This is a genomic window from Solitalea canadensis DSM 3403 (assembly GCF_000242635.2).
Taxonomy (GTDB): domain Bacteria; phylum Bacteroidota; class Bacteroidia; order Sphingobacteriales; family Sphingobacteriaceae; genus Solitalea; species Solitalea canadensis.
Window position 1 is genome coordinate 1,352,148 of the sequence record NC_017770.1, and the last position, 18,709, is coordinate 1,370,856.

Genomic DNA, 18,709 nt, shown 5'->3' on the forward strand with positions numbered 1-18,709 from the left:
CAGTCCCGGTTAAACCGGGACTGCTTTTTTGTTTGGAGTCACCAAGAGGATACCAAAACATCTTATTAGGGAATATGTTAAGAAATAATTATTATCTTTAAGTAGCTGTAATTTAATGTTTTAAATATAAAAAAGAATTAGTCTATCTATTTATTCAATTACGTTTTCTTTAAAAATCTATTCACAATGAAAAACTATACTCTCTATCTATTAATTCTATGTCTTGCTGCCATTGGATGCCAGAAAGACATAGGTGAACCTGATGCTGATCTAACAACTAAAAAAGACAAAGATTGTAAATGTAAAAAGGAACGCTACCTGCCATTAGTTTATAAACAGAGATCGGATTCTATATCTTTTTATTACAAGGATGATTTAGGCAATTTAGACCGAATAATTTGGGGGCGAGATGAATGGAGGTTTACGTACAATGGAAATAAAGAGGTTGATAACATTAAATACTATTTTATAAATCAATTGTATGCAGAATATAGGTTTTCTTATAGTAACAAAAAAGCATGTGCTTTTACTGAAATCGGCTATGTCGGTAACTACGTAGTAGATTATAAAATAAAGCGACAAAATGGACGATTAAGCGAGATATATATCAAATATGATCATAATGGAATATTCAATGATACTGCATGGTTTCATTATGATGCAAACAATGTGCTGGATCGTTACTTCGTTGGTGGACGCAATAACTATGACAAAGCGCGCTTAATTTTTAGTTTTACCACTAATGCTAACAAGTATTGGGCAAATGATATTAAAAGCAAAGAGTTGCTGTTCCTAACCGGTGTAAGAGATACACCTTGGATATTTTCAGTTGAAAATGACATAACAAATCTTTTTATAAGTGATCATCGTACAACCGAACCAGAAAGTATAGGAGAATCTTATCACAACACCATCTATAATCCATCCGGCTATCCATCATATTTTCTTAAAAAGATAGTCTATGAGAGTGATATCTCGGGAACAAGGGAGTATAGTACAGATGTTAATATTACCTATAAGAAAGTTAATTCTAATCACTAAAACTATGAAAACTTACGCTCTCTATCTGCTAATGCTATGTTTCGCTGTCATTGGATGTCAGAAAGATATAGGTGAAGATGAAATTCAATCAAAAGTAAAGGAAAACAAATGCTGTAAATGTAAGGATGTGCTTTTTTTACCGGAAGAACTCAATGTTACTGAAAGGTATGTAAGATATGGAGACACATTAACCTATGGTGTTGAGCATTATAAATTTACTTATGAAAATGATCAAGGAGATCTAAGGTCGATTATTTTAACTTATCCGGATGGTAAGAAGGATACAACATTATTTAAATATAAAAATGGCTTGTTAGATACGGTTATAGTTCTTAATACGGGACCTAACGAACTCAGCACCATTTCAAAGTTTACTTTTATAAACAATCAGATTGATACGCGGGAAGAATTTAGTTGGGATAATCAAAATACTCCTTCAAGTGATGGTACTTGGACATTTACCTGGAATGGTAATAAACTTAGTTCGTCTTTTTATAATTTTTTGGGGAAGTTACTGTTTGAATATGATCAGGATACTATTAAATCAGTTAAAACAGAAAAGACACCGGGTTATGAGTGGGCGTATGAAACTTCTTGGGGTGATAGGTATTACACCTCCAATGGAAAAAACTATTGGGCTAAAAATATTAACAACAAGGAGATTTTACAATATCGGGTACCGTTCATGGCAATTCCAAGTGAATTTGATATAACTAAAGTTGTAGCTATCATTGACAATACATATCCCAGTACACCACCTCAAAGAACAGAAGTTTATCAGTATGATAATAAGTACAATGATGCTTGTTATCCAATAGAAATTAACGAAACTCATACAGGTAGAGACGACTTTCCGTGGATAAAGCAAACCATAAAGATTAAGTACAAAAAAGTCCCATTGCATTAATCACTAAAATCTACTCACAATGAAAAACTATGCTCTCTATCTACTAATGCTATGTCTCGCTGTCATTGGATGCCAGAAAGATATAGGTGAAAATGAGGCTGATTTAACAATCAAGAAAGATAATCACTGCAAATGTAAGGTGTTGTACATTCCATTCATGGGTGAGCCAAAGTATGACACAGTGATAGTCCCTTTAGACAATGGAGGTAAGAAGTATCTAATAAATCAAGGTCGAATAATTAAGATTTATAACAAATTTAATCGGCCTGTACGTTGGGAGTATTGGGATTTATTGAAATATAATTTGGATCAAGAATGGGACTTTTATTATACAAATAACCAAATTTCCAGTTATAAGACTGCAAAATATTGGTATTCCTTGTATGATGAACTTACTATTGACAGAATTGATTATAAAGTAGTAAGAGATAAGGATAAACTAAAACATATTTATAGGAAATATAGTAGTTCTCGCGATAACACCACTATTGAGGATACTGTTTCACTTACTTATTACCCGGATAACTCTATCAAATCCTATCGCATGTATGCTGGAGCCTATTCATCTCAAAGTGAGACCTTTATAAATAATGATAAGAATTATTTCGCTAAGGATATCGAAGAATTAGAGTTAGCATTTTTAACCGGCTTAGAGTACCGTCCATATTACTTGCCTACACACAAAGATATTTCTTCTTCAGTTTATTATAATGCACAAACTACGGAGCCCTATACTCATTTTATTCGATACATTGATAAAGAATATAATGAAGCCGGCTACCCAATATTTTACCGGGAAGAAGTAGAAATTCATGAATTGGTTGATGAATATACTATGACTTTCGAAAAATCAATAACCTACAGAAAGGTTGTAAAGAAGTAAAGGCAAAGAGTAATTAAATATGAAATCTTAATAACCACAAACTCTATGAAAAACTATGATGGCTATTTGCGATATGAATATTTAATCACCTACCAAAATAATAGAATTTATAAATGTACTAAGTATGAATGGGTGAGTGGGGGACGTAAGTTTCAGCTTGAATGGACTTTAAATTGGAATAAAGATGCATTAAGTGAGGTTAGTGAAACAAATATTTTGGGGCCGAGTTATAGTTCCCTGCAGAAATATCAATATCTTAAACCTAAAGAACCCAACCAGCTAACCAGTTGGAATGTAATACATCCATGGTCTACTATTAATGTTTTGTATAATACAAACGAGAAAAACTACTGGGCGAAAGATATCAGGAATAAGGAATTGTATTTTTTGATATTCTCTGACCCTTCAGGAAATGTTGACTTTGATCAAATAATTCCCTCGCAAAAGGAAATCAATTATAGAGAATCTTTCAGACGCTCCATAGATGATAATTATGATACAATTCGTGTACTCGAGGCAGCATACAATGAACATAACTATCCTGTTCGTACAGTTAAGGAGATTTCCCATCGTTGGGAGGGTGATGGATGGGATTATTATAAATACAATTACATTACAAAAACATTCTATGAAAAAATAATTGTCAAATAATAATATAACTATCCCTATGAAAAATTATGCTCTCTATCTACTAATGCTATGTCTCGCTGTCATTGGATGCCAGAAAGATATAGGTGAACCTGATGCTGATCTAACAGCTAAGAAAGACAAGGGTTGTAAGTGTAAGGTGCTGTATTTACCTGTTACCCTAATAAGAGACCCTCTAACAGGCGACGCCACTCATGATAGTACGGTTTTTAAGTATTGTGATAAATACGGTAACTTAAGTTCAATCAAGAATTATGATATCGATTATAGGTGGCGTATAGATTCCGCCATACAATATTACTTCTTCTATAATAAGAAAAAAGAGGTTTCAAAAGTGGAATGCTATTATAAGAATAAAATCTACTTTACCATATTAGTTGAATATAAGGCAGATAAAATTTACAAATGTACCAGGTATTCAAACGATAATGCTGTAACTAACGAATGGATTTTCATTTGGAATAAGGACGTATTAAAAGAAATTAAGAATGCTACCACTTTGACTACGATTTACAACTTTGAGTATAAAAATCCTGATGATCCGGCTGAATTAGTACACTGGACTGTAGGTGAGAGTAGTACCGGAATTGAGTATTCAAATAAAAATTATTGGGCCAAAGACATTAAAAACAAGGAATTGTTATTTGTAATTGGTTTAAGACAATCGTTTCTGCCAATAAAAAAAGAAGTGCTTAATAGTGACTATTACTCCGGTGAATCTAACTGGACTAGTATGGCTGAAACTATCCGTTTAATTAGTGCAGATTATAATGAGGCAGATTACCCAACACGATCCTTTTATGAAGATATTCTTTATTATTATGGGGATATCTATTCTAGTGGAGAGCATCAGGATGTTTCATTTACTACTAAAGTCAAGTACGAAAAGGTAATTATTAAATAATCTTATGAAAGCGCTCTTTAACTGCAGACTCTATTCTGTCATATCACCTTGGAAGGTTGGTTTAATATAAATCTGAGAATTAAACCAATTACAAAATCATTATATTTAAGTAGTTGCTAATTAATGAATTAAAGCTAAGAGTTCGTCTATCTATTTATTCTATAACATTTTCTTTAATCTACTCGAAATGAAAAATTATGCGCTCTATCTACTAATTCTATGTCTTGCTGTCACCGGATGTCAGAAAGATATAGCCGAAAATGAAGTTGATCTAACAGCTAAAAAAGACAAAAACTGTAAATGTAAAAAGGAGCGTTATTTACCCGTAATGATACTTGAAAAGAGTTTAGACTTTCTTGCAACGGATACTGTTCGAATCAAATATCATGACAAAAAAGGCAATATTTCATGTGTAACCTCCAGCCAAAGAAAAGGTGCTATTAAATTTCATTATAACAACAATAACGAACTTCAAAGAGTGGATTATTATGATGACGGGTACTTTTTAATTACTAATAAAGATGGAAAACTAGATAAATGTTCTTATTATAGATCAGATAGTCCCTCGACCCCTTATTTTGATTTAATTTTTAATTCCTCTGAAAGTGATACATTGACTGTTTTGGAAAGGTATGATGACGATACGGAATATAAACCGCGGTATTTTCTTTATACTGATGTTAATCTTCCCCAAGCATTGACCTTTAGTTACACCTACAGCTCATCAGAATATGCTTATAATATAGTGAGTAACAATAAAAATAACTGGGCAAAAGACGTAAATAATAAAGAACTTTTATTTTATATCAGCATCTCTGGATTATACATTTTCCCTACCCAAAATAATATTTCTGAGTTGCAACGATATGATTTTATATTTTATAAGCAGTCTACCTATTCTAATTTTCAATATAACGATGCAAATTATCCAGTCTTCTTTAATCGTCTATTAGTAATAGCAACCGATATTGATGAGCAATATTTTAACGATCAATTTAAGATTTATTATGAGAAAGTAAACAACTAAAACTATGAAAACACACACGCTCTACCTACTAATTCTATGTTTTTCTTTCATTGGATGTCAGAAAGATATAGGTGAAACTGACGCTGAATTGGCAGCAAAAAAAGAAAAGGATTGTAAATGTAAAAAGGAACGGTATTTACCCGTGATGATAGTTGACAGCAGTTTAGATTATACTATTCCTGTTGTTGATACATTTCGTATCAAATACCATGACAACAAAGGCAATATTTCTTGCATAACTTCAAGCAGAAGTAAAGCCTCTATCAAATTTCATTATAACAGCAGTAATGAACTTCAACGTATAGATTATTATAATTACGGATATTTAATAATAACCAATAAAAACGGAAAACTTGATAAATGCTCTTTTTATAGCTCTATTATCCCAAGTGCCAATAATTTTGATTTAATTTTTAATTCCTCTGACAGTGACACCCTGACTGTTTTGGAAAGATTCTACTTCAGTGGTTTAGAATATAAAACGCGTTATTTTCTTTATGAGGATGTTAGCCTCCCTAAGGCATTGACTTCTACTTACTCTAATGACAAGCCATATGCAGACAGATATTCTTTGTTAAGTAACAGTAAAAATAACTGGGCAAAGGACATAAATAATAAAGAACTTTTGTTTTATCTCGACATTTCAGAATTAAAGGTTTTTCCTACGCAGAACAATTTCTCCGCGGTAACTCGCAATTATTTATTAACTCAATATGATTATGATTATACTGATTTTCAATATAATAATGCAAATTACCCTGTGTTCTTTAATAGGTTAGAGGTAGAAAGAAGTGATATGTATGATCTAACTTATAGGAATCAGTATAAAATATTTTATCAAAAAGTAAGTGAGTAAAAGCTGTAAGATTTTTTCAAGTTGGATTTCACTAAAAGATATAAAATGAAAAGCCCTGCGGGGTGCAGGGCCTTCAAACAATTAAACCAAACCGTCTTTAATATTTTTGAACCTTCAGATCTTTAACAATCCAGGTTATTGTTAACTAAACTATGCTTCACCAATTGGTCTATTATCAATCGGGAGTTATCTGTTATTATCAACCTTTTTGCCAGAATTTCAACTTTTGCTCCACTATCAACCTTTCTCCAGATTAATAGCTCTTTTTCTTAGCTCGATTTAACTTTGTTTATTTATTATTAAGCATTGACAGTGAGTTGTTTGTGATCAATAGAGTCGCCACTACTTCAAGAAAATTTGTAGGAACAACGTTTAAAATTAGGTGGATTGTTAATTCTTTTTAGGACGATTATTTCAATCTTGTAGTCAGTAGGTTGTATACTAATTGAGTCAGTATTGTATACATTTTTTGCTTATTAGTTTGTTTTGATGATTTACAACGAGTTATAATAAGCATAGGTTATGTTCTTAAATAAATAGTTAATAATCATATTAGTTACCGAGGTCGTTTGATTCCCGAAATTGCGAATTAAGATGTCGCTATTTACTGCCAAGGCTCCAATAATAATACAATACGTTTAGTACTATAAAGTGCACACAAATTGTGCACTTTTATAAATATTGGTACTGTAATTAGTAATTCATTTATTGTATAATCATTTGATAGTTAACCAGTTTAATGGCATGAAAATTGTATACAATTTAATGCCAGTCATTTATTACGAAGGACATACCATTTGTTAACTTACACACCCTGCACTCCCTGGCGGGGATTTTTTTTGAATAGAGCACATGTTTAAAAGCCTGATCTGTTAAGGTTATGCTTACATCTACCTATGATTTAGATTGTAGTACTTTTCTTCTCCATTATAAAATTCGCCAATAAAAACTATCTTGATTTTTATAATACATCTATAAAACAACAAATCTTCTCTGACTGTGGGTACATTCAAAATGAAATCAGGTATCAAAACTATTCTGGTCGTTAGCATATTGTTAACAGTTTTAATGGCGTTTCATAACAAAGAAACGAGCATCGAAAGTCCAATACATCAGCTTCGGATTTATCAGGTTCCTAAAGAAAATAGAATGGTTTTTCATGAGCGTTTCAGAGACCATGCTCACCGGATAATGAAAAAATATGGGTTTAACATCGTTTCAATATGGGAGTCGAATTTTAACAACAAAGTTGAGTTTGTTTACCTGTTGGAATGGAAGGACAAAAAAACCATGGAAAATGCCTGGAAAAACTTCATGGCAGATCAGGAATGGAAAGATATCAAAAAAGAATCGAGTAAAATACATGGAACTTTTGTTGAAAATATAGAAGACCGTACGCTCATGCTAACCGATTATTCGCCTCAAAAGAAATTACTGAAGGAGTGATCATAATAGCAAGATAAAAAGCAGTACCAATTGGACTGCTTTTATACTTTATTAGATGGCTACTTTTTGGCAGAAATTTAATATGGAGGTCTAACTATTTATTCAAAATTATAATTACTTATTGACTTTTATGTATGAAACACATTGTTGGCTTTCCTCAACCCATTGTTCCATTTCATCAGATACTCGGTATGTTTTACCGTAAGTTAAAGGGTAGTTAGCTTCATTATATTGTTGGTCATGATAAGTACTTTCAAAGAAGTTTTGACCATATTCTGTAAATTCGTACTTAAGGATACTTGAAATGTCGTTACTTGCGGGTACAATCTTTGGACTTGAATCTATCAATGCTAAAAAGATAATCTCTTTATTCTTAATATCTTTTGCCCAATATTTATATTCCGAGCTTTTATAGCTAAATGAATAACCGGCAGTAAGCTCTTTCTGATTGGGATCATAAAACTCGTAGCCTGCTATAGAATTATCGGAGTTATAGGAGAAAATAATGGAATCTCTATTCGTAATTTGACTGTCTTCTACTCGTCGGATAACTAGATTCTTTATTTTATCTCCATCCCATCTTATTGTATAATTATCTACGGTGTATCCTCCGGAATAATTTTTAGTCAGTTTGGTTAATTTATTCCCTGTGTATGTTAATTCATAATTATCATACAAAACGCCGTCGTCGTCCATCCATTGAAGTTTTTCTATACGATTGTTATTTCCATAAATGAAATGCACTTTCATATAAGTGTTTTCTACAATCGTAGCTAAATTTCCAGTACTATCCTTATAGGTAAAACTATATTTTGCCTCGCTATAAGTCTTTGGCAAATAAATAGTGGGACATTTATTACAATGGTCCTTCTTTTTTTCAGACGATAAAGGTGATTCATCTGTATCTTTTTGACAAGCCATAATTAGCATAGTCAATAGGATTGAATAGATAGAGAGCGTTTTCATAGGTTTTAATTTTAAAGTGTTGAATCTCAGCTACATAAAGTTAATATTAATTAGTAATATAAAAAACTGCTGACAGCCTTTATGGCTATTTTTTGTTTTGATGTTATTTATAAACCTAACAACATCCAATCAAATTAACCGTTAATAGAGTTCAATACATTTGAAAACTATGAATAACAAAGTCAATATTCTGAACACCGAAATACTTTCCGACAACTGGTATATACTTAAAAAGATAACTTATGAGTATGCCCAAAAAGACGGGAAAACCCAAGTCCAATCCAGAGAAGCTTACGATAGAGGTAATGGAGCCACCATTTTATTGTATAATCGGCCACAAAAAACTGTTATCCTAACCAGGCAGTTTAGGTTGCCGACATTTATAAATGGTAACCATTCGGGATTATTAATTGAGGCTTGTGCAGGTTTGCTTGATAAAGATAATCCGGAAGATTGTATAAGACGAGAAACGGAAGAAGAAACCGGTTATAAAATTTCAGATGTTCGGAAAATCTTCGAGGCCTATATGTCACCAGGCTCAGTTACAGAAATATTGCATTTTTTTATTGCTGAGTACTCCAAAGAGATGAAAGTAACCGATGGAGGAGGAGTAGAGCATGAAGGAGAAAATATTGAAGTTTTAGAAATTACTATCGATGAAGCGATGAAGATGATTGCTTCCGGCGAAATTAAAGACGGAAAAACAATTATGCTTCTTCAATATATAAAATTGAATAACCTTTTATGACGGTAAAAAATACTCGAACGGGTGCAGTAGGAGCATTGATGGATATTTATGAAGCGGCTATTTCAAAACTCAAGACCGTTATTGAAGATATTCCCGACGATTATTTAACTGTAATCCTTGATCCAAGTACTACCGACGAGAGTTGCAAAACAATTCAGGCAATATTAACTCATGTTGTAAGTTCGGGTTATGGTTATGCAACCAGTATTCATAATTTAAAAGGACATAACGCTAAACGTCCGGATAAAAGTTTTCACTTAACGATTGCTGAGTACACAGAAGAGTTGAACAATGTGTTTGCCTATACAGAGAACGTTTTTAAAGAAATTTCAGATGATGAATTGGAACAATTTGATGATTCCTTAAAGATAAAAGCAGGCTGGGGACAACTTTACGACATTGAACAAATGACAGAACATGCTATTGTTCACATTCTGCGTCATACACGACAAATCGCGAGAATAAAAGAGCAAAAGTTGAAATAGATTATGTCAGCTTGTTGATTGGTTCGTAGAGCCATCTCTAATGTACATTTTTAAAATATTTAGGAAAAAATAAATAAAAAACTTAGCTTTGCGCTCCCAAATTGGAGGCAGATGCGAGAGAAAGCGGTGAGGTATAATCCTTTCTTCCGCACTGAATTATCCTCCGCCTAGCGGGGGATTCTTAATTTAAAGTAATTAGTAATTGTTAAAGTGCTTAGCCAATAGGTGGCTAAAAATTCTTTTATAAAGATGAATATCACCCAAGAAAAAATCAACGACTTAGGTTCTGTAATTACCATTAACATTCAACCTGCTGACTATAAAGCGAAAGTTGAAAAGGCAATTAAAGATCAAAGTAAAAAAGCTCGTATTCCGGGCTTCCGTCCAGGTATGGTTCCTGCTGCTCACATCAAAAAAATGTACGGTAAAAGCATTTTGTTAGATGAGATCAATAACCTGCTTTCTGACTCGTTGAACAACTATATCTCTGATAACAAATTAGAAGTTTTAGGTCAGCCTCTTCCAAAAGTTGATCAGGATAGAGATTACAAATGGGATTTCGAAGATACGTTTGAGTTTAGTTATGAAGTAGGTTTAGCACCTGACTTTAAAGCTGATTTCTCATCAAAAGATAAATTCACCAAATACAAAATTTCTGCTGACGAGGAAACCATCAAAAGCCGTATGGAAAGCTTACAACGCGCTTACGGTAAAATGACCAATCCGGAAAAATCAGCAGAAGGTGATAGTATCTATGGCGAATTAGTTCAATTAGCTGAAGATGGTTTCGTACTAGAAGGCGGCATCAGCCACACTACTTCAGTTCGTATTGAATTAGTTGAAGATGCTAAAATCAAAAAATCATTGATCGGCTTGAAAAAAGACGATGTTGTTTCTTTTGATATTCAAAAAGCCTACAAAAATAACGCAACGTTAATTCACAACTTATTAAACATTTCGGAAGAAGAAGCTGCTGAAGTAAAAGGTAACTTCCAGTTAACTGTTAAAAACGTTAACCGTTTAGAAGCTGCTGAATTAAACGAAGAGTTTTTCAATAAAGTGTTCCCTGATGGTAGCGTAACTTCTGCAGATACTTTTAAAGAGTATGTGGTTAAAGAGATCGAAAGCCAAATGCAAATGAACGCTGATCGTAAATTATCAAACGATATTTACGAGTACGCTGTAGATAAGATCAAATTTGATCTTCCTAGTGATTTCTTGAAACGTTGGTTAAAAGCGACAAACGAGAAATTAACTGACGAAGAATTAGAGAAAGACTATGCAGGTTTTGAGAAAAACTTAAAATGGACGTTGATCGAAAACAAAGTAGTTCAGTCAAACAACATCGAAATCAAACCTGAAGAAGTAATTGCTTTAGCAAAAGAGCGTATTGCTGCTCAGTTTGCGATGTACAGCCCGACTCCACTTTCAGATGTACAATTAAATGAGTATACCCAAAACTTCATCTCTGATCGTGAGCGTGCCACTCAAATGTACAATGAAGTACGTAGCAACAGAGTTTTTGAATTCTTAAAAAACACTGTTGAAACAAAAGAAAAAGCAATTGACTACAAATCGTTCTTAGAATTAAAGTAAGTCGGTTTGATAAAATAGTCAAATTGTCATAATATTTAAGAAGTCTGTCATGTAAATGGCAGACTTTCTTTTTTTACGTATTCAACAAAAAAACTTCAAAAAATATTAATAGAAACATCACAAAACAGATAACCAATATTTTACAGCGCTTAATGATGAATACTGTACTGTCAGCTATTTTTTGTGTATGATATTTGATTATCTTCGTTTTGAAAGGAAAATTACGCTTTTAAAAAACCTATCGTGAAATTCCCTGTATTTATTAAAAAGAAAGAAGTAACACATGAAAGACAGAATCGATAAAAACGAATTTCGTAAATACGCTGTAAAACATCATCGTATTAATAGTTTGGCTGTTGATGGTTTTATCTCTCGTGTAGAGAATCGTAAGCTGCCAACTAACATCACTCCATACATTATTGAAGAACGTCCGATGAATGTAGCATCGATGGACGTGTTCTCTCGTTTGATGATGGATCGTATTATTTTCTTAGGTGACCCGATTTATGATGTAACAGCTAACATTGTTCAGGCACAATTGTTATTTTTGCAGTCTGTAGATGCAAAGCGTGATATTCAATTATACCTGAATAGTCCTGGAGGTTCTGTGTATGCGGGTTTAGGTATTTATGATACCATGCAATTTGTTGAACCGGATGTTGCTACCATCTGTACAGGTATGGCTGCATCAATGGGTGCTGTTTTATTGTGTGCTGGTGCTGCAGGAAAACGTGCAGGTTTAGCACATTCACGCGTAATGATTCACCAGCCAATGGGCGGTGCAGAAGGTCAGGCTTCTGATATTGAAATTACTGCTCGTGAGATCGGTAAATTGAAAAAAGAATTATACGAGATCATTGCACGTCATAGTAGTCAAACATACGAGAAAGTATGGGAATGCTCTGACCGTGATTACTGGATGATTGCTGATGAAGCAAAAGCATTTGGAATGATTGACGAAGTATTGACTTCGAACAGAGATACAAAATAATTATAAAACGATCTCAGAAAGTATAATGATGATTATAGCTAAGGCTATCAATCATCATTGTGCTTTTCTGATATCTAAATTTAGGTGATGAGTAAGAATCAAAAAGATGTACGGTGTTCTTTCTGTGGCGCATCAAAACAAGATGTAATGCTAATGATTGCCGGAATCGACGGACATATCTGTGATCGTTGTTTAGAGCAGGGATACCAGATATTGAACGAAGAAACTGCGCAAAATAAAGCAAAGAAAACCCAGCTTGAACTCAATCTTGTAAAACCATTAGAGATTAAAAAGCATCTTGACCAATATGTGATCGGTCAGGATGATGCAAAACGTGTGCTTTCAGTTGCGGTTTATAACCACTATAAACGTTTAAACCAAAAAATTGAAAAGGATGAGGTTGAGATTGAAAAATCTAACATCCTGATGGTGGGAGAAACAGGTACAGGTAAAACATTATTGGCAAAAACAATTGCTAAAATTCTGCATGTTCCTTTTTGTATTTGCGATGCTACGGTATTAACTGAAGCCGGATATGTAGGGGAGGACGTAGAAAGTATTCTTACCCGATTACTACAAGCAGCAGACTATGATGTAGCAGCAGCTGAACGTGGTATCGTGTATATTGATGAAGTAGATAAAATTGCTCGTAAAAGTGATAACCCATCGATCACTCGTGACGTTTCAGGTGAAGGTGTACAACAGGCATTATTGAAGATTTTGGAAGGAACAGTAGTGAATGTGCCACCTCAAGGCGGTCGCAAACACCCTGACCAAAAAATGATTGCTGTTAACACCAGTAATATATTGTTTATCTGTGGTGGAGCATTTGACGGTATTGAAAAGAAAATCGGTAATCGTCTTCAAACGCAGGCTATCGGTTATGGTACGAATAAACATGCCGAAAAGATCGATAAAAACAATATGCTGCAGTATATAACGCCAAAAGATTTGAAAAGCTTTGGATTGATTCCTGAGTTGATCGGTCGTGTTCCGGTGCTTACTTACCTGAACCCATTAGATCGTGATACCTTGTTATCAATTTTGGTTGAACCTAAAAACTCATTGATCAAACAGTATATTAAATTGTTCTCTTACGAGGGAATCAGACTGGAATTTGATCAGGATGTTTTAGAGTATATCGTTGATAAGGCTATGGAATTTAAATTAGGCGCCCGCGGTTTAAGATCGATATGTGAAGCGATTATGATCGATCACATGTTTGAACTTCCATCACAATCTGATGTAAAAGAACTTTCCATTTCGTTGGATTATGCTAAGGAAAAATTCGAAAAGTCGGCCAGCATGAAGAATTTAAAGGTCGCTTAGTAAATAAAAGTATACAGTTTTAAAAGGAGAAAGATTTCCACATCTTTCTCCTTTTTTTGTCTGTTAGCCCTGAAAATGCTATAAATAAGGCAATTGTCACAGGTTTTTCTTTTTGGTCATAAATTTGTTAAATGTTGATAACTTTTTTTTATTGTGAGAAAATAAATTATATTAGATATCAAATCGTAGCAATGGAATATGAATAACATTTAATATATTTGCCTAATAATAAATTTGCTTATAAAATTTCACTTTGAAAAAGCGATTTATTATAATTACCCCATCTATTTTTCCTCTCTCTAAATACTACTGACCGATGTGAATCGGCTCGGTTAGAAAATCCATTGCAAATTCGTTTTTAAATCTTTTTGTTATGGAAGAGTTTTACGTTTTAAACACCAAACCAAACCGTATGAAAATCGCTCGCAGTTTCACATCTCGGCTTGCCGTTTTTGTGAGTTGTTTGTCTTTACTGTTAACAGTAGAACGAACGACTGCATTCCCCTTGGTGCAGACTTCTGCATTAAGTATACATCAAAAGCTTTATTTTTCATTTCTATATAATTCACCATATTTTGTTGGAATAAGTAACAACACGATTAGTCAGCCCTATATTCCTGGAACATGTTCCGCTACTTTTTTTAATCCAACTATTATCGATGGAACTCCAGCTTTTCCTATAACAGGTTACAGATGGGAGAAAAGTACAACCATGGGGGCAACGTGGGTAAGTGTTGGAGCTGTTACGGAGGATTATGATCCGCCAGGTTTAACAGCAACTACTTGGTATCGTCGTATCGCAATTAACGGAACAGAAGAGTTAGCTAGTAATATAGTTAAAATCGTAATTGCTCCGGTGCCGTTAACCAAAAATTCAATTACAGCAGATCAGGATATTATTAAAGGAGTTGTACCTGCAGGTTTAATCGGTTCGCAACCTGCTGGTGGCGATGGCAAAAGCTATGAATACTTATGGGAGTTTAGCATAGATGCCCAAAGCTGGCAATCTGCTCCCGGAGTAAGTAATGCAAAAGATTATCAACCGGTAGCTTTAACAGTTACTACATTCTTTAGAAGAGTGGTTTCAATGGGGGTTTGTAACGACCTAACCAGTAATACTGTTACTATTAAGATTGTTCCTGTGAAAATATCTAATAACTCCATTATTCAACCACTTGATAACGAAAAGTGTGGAGTAGATAGTTTTAATCCGGGTGTGATTGATGGTACTGTAGCTAGTGTAACTACAGGTGCTACCTTTGTTTATCAATGGGAGCAAAGTATTGATGGAGGTAGTTCTTATACTGATATTGCTGGTGCTAGTGCTAAAAGCTACGATCCGCCTACGCTAACACAAACCACGTTCTTTAGAAGGAAAGTTATCTCAAACGGAACATCGGATACAAGTAAGCACGTATTTATCATTATTAATAATGTTGGTGTTTCCAATAATACGATTACCTCGGTTCCAGATGTTATTGCCGGTACAGCACCGGATTTAATTGTGGGCAGCGACCCTCAGCCAACTGGAGCTATCTTCGATTATAACTGGGAGCAGAGTACAGATGGGAACAACTGGACAACCGCCTTAGGAAATTCAGATAAGAGAGATTATCAACCTCCGGTTATTACAGTAGCAACACATTATAGGAGAAAAATAGGTTCAGGCGTTTGTCCAACAAGCATAAGTGAGCCCATTAAGATCAATGTGATTCAGCCGGGAGGCATTTCAAATAATAAAATTACCGCACCTCCAACTACGTCATATTGTGGATTGGCGACAGTTGATCCTGATCCGATTACCGGTACAGAAGCGAGGAACGCGATCAGTTACCAGTGGCAGAAAAAGACTACTGGTGCGTGGGCAAGCATAACTGATGCAACCGGGCAAAATTACGATCCGTCAGGATTGACCATGAAAACGGATTTTCGTCGTATTGCAATTGCGGGAATTAACAAGGATACCAGTAATGTAGTATCGTTCCTGATTACACCGGTGGCTATTGATAATAACACTATTACGTCGTCGCCACAGGTTATTCCTTCGGGTTCGATTCCGGCAATTATCGCTGGCTCACAACCAACAGGAGGTAGTGGTACTTACACATATCTATGGGAGAAAAGTGAAGGAGGACAAAATAACTGGGTTCCTGCATCAGGCATGAATAATCAAGTGAATTATCAACCACCTGCACAAAATGCAGCTGTGTATTACAGAAGGACGATAACTTCTGGTGCTTGTTCTTCAACCAGTGATAAATACCTCATTTCAATAATAACAACTGCAGATCTTACTATTAAAAAAGAGGGTGGAATAAGTGATGATGTTCAGGAGGCTGTTCAGTTTGTGATAACAGCTATTAATAAAGGTCCGCAGGATGCTATGAACATCGTAGTGCGTGACACATTATCCAACGATATTGAGTACATCTCCGCAACAACAGATGTTGGTCTAGTGGATTATGACCCTATTAAAAAGATTATTAAGTGGGAGATTGATAGGCTAAATAATCAAGAAGAAAAAACACTTAAGATAACTGCCAAACCTTTGGTTACGCACAATATTGTAAACACAGCTCATATATCTGCTCCGGTAAATGATAGTGACCTTACCAACAATAAATTCACTGCCATAATCAGAGAAGTGGTTTTCGGAATAGATGGAACTAAAATTCCGAATATGATTACTCCGAATGCTGATGGTAAAAATGACTTCTTTGTTGTTCCTCAACTCGAAAGCTTCGCTAATAATGAGCTTACCATAATGGACCGTTGGGGTAACCGTGTGTACACCGTAAAAGGTTATAAGCAGGATTGGGGAGGCGAAGGGCTTTCAGAAGGAACCTATTTCTATGTGTTAAAAATTACCGTTGGCAGTAAAGTAAAATTATATAAAGGTTTTATAACCCTAATGAGAAGTAGAATAAGTGGTTAAGAGAAAAGTGAAAGATTGAGTTTTATGAAGAAACAATTACAACTTCTTATTGCATTTTGTTTGTTGCTGTCGGCTAAAGTAATGGCCCAACAGGATGCGCAATTTAGCCAGTACATGTTTAATGGCATGTACATTAATCCGGCTTATGCAGGCTTTAAGCAAAATCTAAATATAAATGCATTTTATCGTACCCAATGGAGTGGTTTTGAAGGTGCGCCTAAAACAATGACGCTTTCTGTGGATGCTCCTATGGCTGATAATAGAATGGGGTTAGGATTCCAGGTGGCCAGTGATAAGATCGGTATTACCGATGAGTTGGCAGCTTACGGAATTTACTCTTACAGAATACCAGTAAATGACGAATCGTTTTTATCCTTTGGTTTAGGAGTAGGATTTTATCGCTTTGCATTTAAAGGTAATAACGGTATTGTATCAGACCCAACTGATCCCTTAAGTTCTGAGAACGCCTCAAGCTCTTTTAATCCGGAAGTTAAATTTGGTTTATTCTATAATACAGAGACATTTTATCTGGGAGTATCAGCAAATAACTTATTGTCTCCATATATAAAATCAGATCCGGATATCAGTACGCTTGTTCCACGTAAATCAACTCAAATTTATTTAACGTCAGGCGTGGCATTACCACTAAGCGATAATGTGGTAATGAAACCATCATTTCTGTTAAAACAGGATATTAAAGGATATTCAACACTCGACCTAAATACATTTTTCTTGTTTTACGACAGATTATGGGTAGGAGCTGCTTATCGTAGTGGTATTAAACTGATCAATAAGCAACCAAATCAGCCAACTTTTAACTCTAATGCAGCTATTTTGATGTCGGAGTTATTTCTTGGAGAAAAGTTTAGGGTAGGTTACGCCTATGATATGTCGTTAAGTGCAGTTAAAGACTTAAATGCCAGCGCTCACGAAATCTCATTGAGTTACAGCTTGGATGTAGAAAACTTGTTTCCTCCAAGTTCTCCGGCTCCTCGTATTAAAGCTGTAACTGAGCGAAATGATAACAGAGCAGCTGAAAAAGCTCAAAAACAAAAAGAGCGTGAGGTAAAAGAGGCTGCAGATAAGAAAGAGCGCGAAGCTAAAGAAGCAGCAGATAAAAAAGAACGCGAAACAAGAGAAGCTGATAAAGTAGCTAAACAAAAAGAGCGCGAAGCTAAAGAAGCCGCAGATAAAGAGGCGAAGGCTAAACAACGGGAAGCTGTTAAGGAAAAACCAAAAGCACCGGTTGTTGAACCTCCTGTTGAGAAGAAGGAAGAGCCTAAAAAAGAAGAACCTAAACCTGTTAAAGAAAAACTGGTTAAGGAGAAAAAAATTGTGAAACCTGTAGAAACTCCGAAAGAGGAAAAACCGGTTGAGGAGAAACCAGTTAAGGAGAAAAAAGAGAAGCCTGTTAAAGAGGTTAAAGAAAAACCAGTTGAAACTCCGAAAGAGGAGAAAGTAGATACGAAAGCTGCAGAGAAAGAAGCTGCAAAAGCTGCTGCGGCAGAAGCTAAAGCTCGTGAGAAGGCAGAAGCTAAAGAACGTGCAGAAGAAGAAAAACGTGAAAAAGAAGCTAAACGTGTTGAAGAGCAAAAAGAACGTGAAGCTCAGAAGGAACGTGAAAGGGCTGAAGCTAAGGAGAAAGAAGCTGAGAAAGAACGCGAACGTCTTGAAAAAGCAAAAGCGGAGCAGGCCAAAGAGGTAGAAACAGCTCAGCAAAAAGAGGAGCGTCGTCAGGCTGAAAAAGAAGAAGCTAAGCGTATTAAGAAATTAAAACGCCAAAAAGGTGCAATGGTAACACCACGATATTTCTAAGAAATCAGGGGTAAATCCCTGATTTCTATATGGATATTACCAACAATTAAATGTTAATAACTATAAAGAATTTATTGATTTACAGCTTTTTATAAATTACTTTAGATTTAATTATCTAATTTTAATTTCACA

General features: G+C 34.7%; 16 protein-coding genes. 15 read left to right on the top strand and 1 reads right to left on the bottom strand.

Translation table 11 applies throughout. From position 1 onward, the window contains the following. The first annotated feature begins 186 nt into the window (after positions 1–186). The 8 genes from SOLCA_RS05530 (at position 187) to SOLCA_RS05565 (ending at position 7,712) form a co-directional block, all read left to right on the top strand. Complete coding sequence (locus SOLCA_RS05530) at positions 187–1,041, top strand: hypothetical protein (RefSeq protein ID WP_014679467.1); 855 nt, start codon at positions 187–189, stop codon at positions 1,039–1,041. A 4-nt stretch (positions 1,042–1,045) separates the two neighbouring features. Continuing rightward, on the top strand, positions 1,046–1,948 hold the full coding sequence (locus SOLCA_RS05535) for a hypothetical protein (protein WP_014679468.1): 903 nt from the start codon (positions 1,046–1,048) through the stop codon (positions 1,946–1,948). Between the two features lie 19 nt (positions 1,949–1,967). After that, the gene (locus SOLCA_RS05540; RefSeq protein WP_014679469.1) at positions 1,968–2,831 is read left to right on the top strand and encodes a hypothetical protein; all 864 of its coding nucleotides are present in this window, start codon (positions 1,968–1,970) and stop codon (positions 2,829–2,831) included. Positions 2,832–2,876: 45 nt separating this feature from the next. Continuing rightward, on the top strand, positions 2,877–3,482 hold the full coding sequence (locus tag SOLCA_RS05545; protein WP_014679470.1) for a hypothetical protein: 606 nt from the start codon (positions 2,877–2,879) through the stop codon (positions 3,480–3,482). A 16-nt stretch (positions 3,483–3,498) separates the two neighbouring features. Next, entirely contained in the window at positions 3,499–4,383 is an 885-nt protein-coding gene (locus SOLCA_RS05550) for a hypothetical protein (protein ID WP_014679471.1), read from the top strand. Positions 4,384–4,570: 187 nt separating this feature from the next. Further along, a complete protein-coding gene (locus tag SOLCA_RS05555; RefSeq protein ID WP_014679472.1) occupies positions 4,571–5,410 on the top strand; it encodes a hypothetical protein in 840 nt (279 codons plus the stop codon). A gap of 4 nt (positions 5,411–5,414) precedes the next feature. Then, entirely contained in the window at positions 5,415–6,266 is an 852-nt protein-coding gene (locus SOLCA_RS05560) for a hypothetical protein (protein ID WP_014679473.1), read from the top strand. A gap of 1,014 nt (positions 6,267–7,280) precedes the next feature. Continuing rightward, positions 7,281–7,712 (top strand): NIPSNAP family protein, encoded by a 432-nt coding sequence (locus SOLCA_RS05565; protein WP_157604676.1) that lies wholly within the window; start codon positions 7,281–7,283, stop codon positions 7,710–7,712. A gap of 114 nt (positions 7,713–7,826) precedes the next feature. Here SOLCA_RS05565 and SOLCA_RS05570 read toward each other — a convergent pair whose 3' ends face one another. Beyond that, positions 7,827–8,678, bottom strand: a complete 852-nt coding sequence (locus SOLCA_RS05570) for a hypothetical protein (RefSeq protein ID WP_014679475.1) — start codon at positions 8,676–8,678, stop codon at positions 7,827–7,829. A gap of 169 nt (positions 8,679–8,847) precedes the next feature. Here SOLCA_RS05570 and nudK point away from each other — a divergent pair, with 169 nt between their 5' ends. The 7 genes from nudK (at position 8,848) to SOLCA_RS22180 (ending at position 18,577) form a co-directional block, all read left to right on the top strand. Beyond that, positions 8,848–9,426, top strand: a complete 579-nt coding sequence (gene nudK, locus SOLCA_RS05575; protein WP_014679476.1) for a GDP-mannose pyrophosphatase NudK — start codon at positions 8,848–8,850, stop codon at positions 9,424–9,426. Next, entirely contained in the window at positions 9,423–9,911 is a 489-nt protein-coding gene (locus tag SOLCA_RS05580; protein WP_014679477.1) for a DinB family protein, read from the top strand. The genes nudK and SOLCA_RS05580 overlap by 4 nt, the downstream gene beginning before the upstream one ends. 249 nt (positions 9,912–10,160) lie before the next feature. Then, a complete protein-coding gene (gene tig / locus SOLCA_RS05585; RefSeq protein WP_014679478.1) occupies positions 10,161–11,507 on the top strand; it encodes a trigger factor in 1,347 nt (448 codons plus the stop codon). A 283-nt stretch (positions 11,508–11,790) separates the two neighbouring features. Further along, on the top strand, positions 11,791–12,498 hold the full coding sequence (locus tag SOLCA_RS05590; protein WP_014679479.1) for an ATP-dependent Clp protease proteolytic subunit: 708 nt from the start codon (positions 11,791–11,793) through the stop codon (positions 12,496–12,498). An 87-nt stretch (positions 12,499–12,585) separates the two neighbouring features. Beyond that, positions 12,586–13,827: an ATP-dependent Clp protease ATP-binding subunit ClpX gene (clpX, locus tag SOLCA_RS05595; RefSeq protein WP_014679480.1), complete on the top strand. Its 1,242-nt coding sequence runs from the start codon at positions 12,586–12,588 to the stop codon at positions 13,825–13,827. A 412-nt stretch (positions 13,828–14,239) separates the two neighbouring features. Then, positions 14,240–16,762, top strand: coding sequence for a T9SS type B sorting domain-containing protein (locus SOLCA_RS22175; RefSeq protein WP_169313280.1), 2,523 nt, complete (start codon positions 14,240–14,242; stop codon positions 16,760–16,762). 24 nt (positions 16,763–16,786) lie between these two features. Next, positions 16,787–18,577, top strand: coding sequence for a PorP/SprF family type IX secretion system membrane protein (locus tag SOLCA_RS22180; protein ID WP_014679482.1), 1,791 nt, complete (start codon positions 16,787–16,789; stop codon positions 18,575–18,577). Positions 18,578–18,709 lie beyond the last annotated feature (132 nt).

Excerpts from the sequence above, each read along its gene's own strand:
- SOLCA_RS05530 (WP_014679467.1), top strand. The coding sequence starts at position 187 with ATGAAAAACTATACTCTCTATCTATTAATTCTATGTCTTGCTGCCATT.
- SOLCA_RS05535 (WP_014679468.1), top strand. The coding sequence starts at position 1,046 with ATGAAAACTTACGCTCTCTATCTGCTAATGCTATGTTTCGCTGTCATT.
- SOLCA_RS05540 (WP_014679469.1), top strand. The coding sequence starts at position 1,968 with ATGAAAAACTATGCTCTCTATCTACTAATGCTATGTCTCGCTGTCATT.
- SOLCA_RS05545 (WP_014679470.1), top strand. The coding sequence starts at position 2,877 with ATGAAAAACTATGATGGCTATTTGCGATATGAATATTTAATCACCTAC.
- SOLCA_RS05550 (WP_014679471.1), top strand. The coding sequence starts at position 3,499 with ATGAAAAATTATGCTCTCTATCTACTAATGCTATGTCTCGCTGTCATT.
- SOLCA_RS05555 (WP_014679472.1), top strand. The coding sequence starts at position 4,571 with ATGAAAAATTATGCGCTCTATCTACTAATTCTATGTCTTGCTGTCACC.
- SOLCA_RS05560 (WP_014679473.1), top strand. The coding sequence starts at position 5,415 with ATGAAAACACACACGCTCTACCTACTAATTCTATGTTTTTCTTTCATT.
- SOLCA_RS05565 (WP_157604676.1), top strand. The coding sequence starts at position 7,281 with ATGAAATCAGGTATCAAAACTATTCTGGTCGTTAGCATATTGTTAACA.
- SOLCA_RS05570 (WP_014679475.1), bottom strand. The coding sequence starts at position 8,678 with ATGAAAACGCTCTCTATCTATTCAATCCTATTGACTATGCTAATTATG.
- nudK (WP_014679476.1), top strand. The coding sequence starts at position 8,848 with ATGAATAACAAAGTCAATATTCTGAACACCGAAATACTTTCCGACAAC.
- SOLCA_RS05580 (WP_014679477.1), top strand. The coding sequence starts at position 9,423 with ATGACGGTAAAAAATACTCGAACGGGTGCAGTAGGAGCATTGATGGAT.
- tig (WP_014679478.1), top strand. The coding sequence starts at position 10,161 with ATGAATATCACCCAAGAAAAAATCAACGACTTAGGTTCTGTAATTACC.
- SOLCA_RS05590 (WP_014679479.1), top strand. The coding sequence starts at position 11,791 with ATGAAAGACAGAATCGATAAAAACGAATTTCGTAAATACGCTGTAAAA.
- clpX (WP_014679480.1), top strand. The coding sequence starts at position 12,586 with ATGAGTAAGAATCAAAAAGATGTACGGTGTTCTTTCTGTGGCGCATCA.
- SOLCA_RS22175 (WP_169313280.1), top strand. The coding sequence starts at position 14,240 with ATGAAAATCGCTCGCAGTTTCACATCTCGGCTTGCCGTTTTTGTGAGT.
- SOLCA_RS22180 (WP_014679482.1), top strand. The coding sequence starts at position 16,787 with ATGAAGAAACAATTACAACTTCTTATTGCATTTTGTTTGTTGCTGTCG.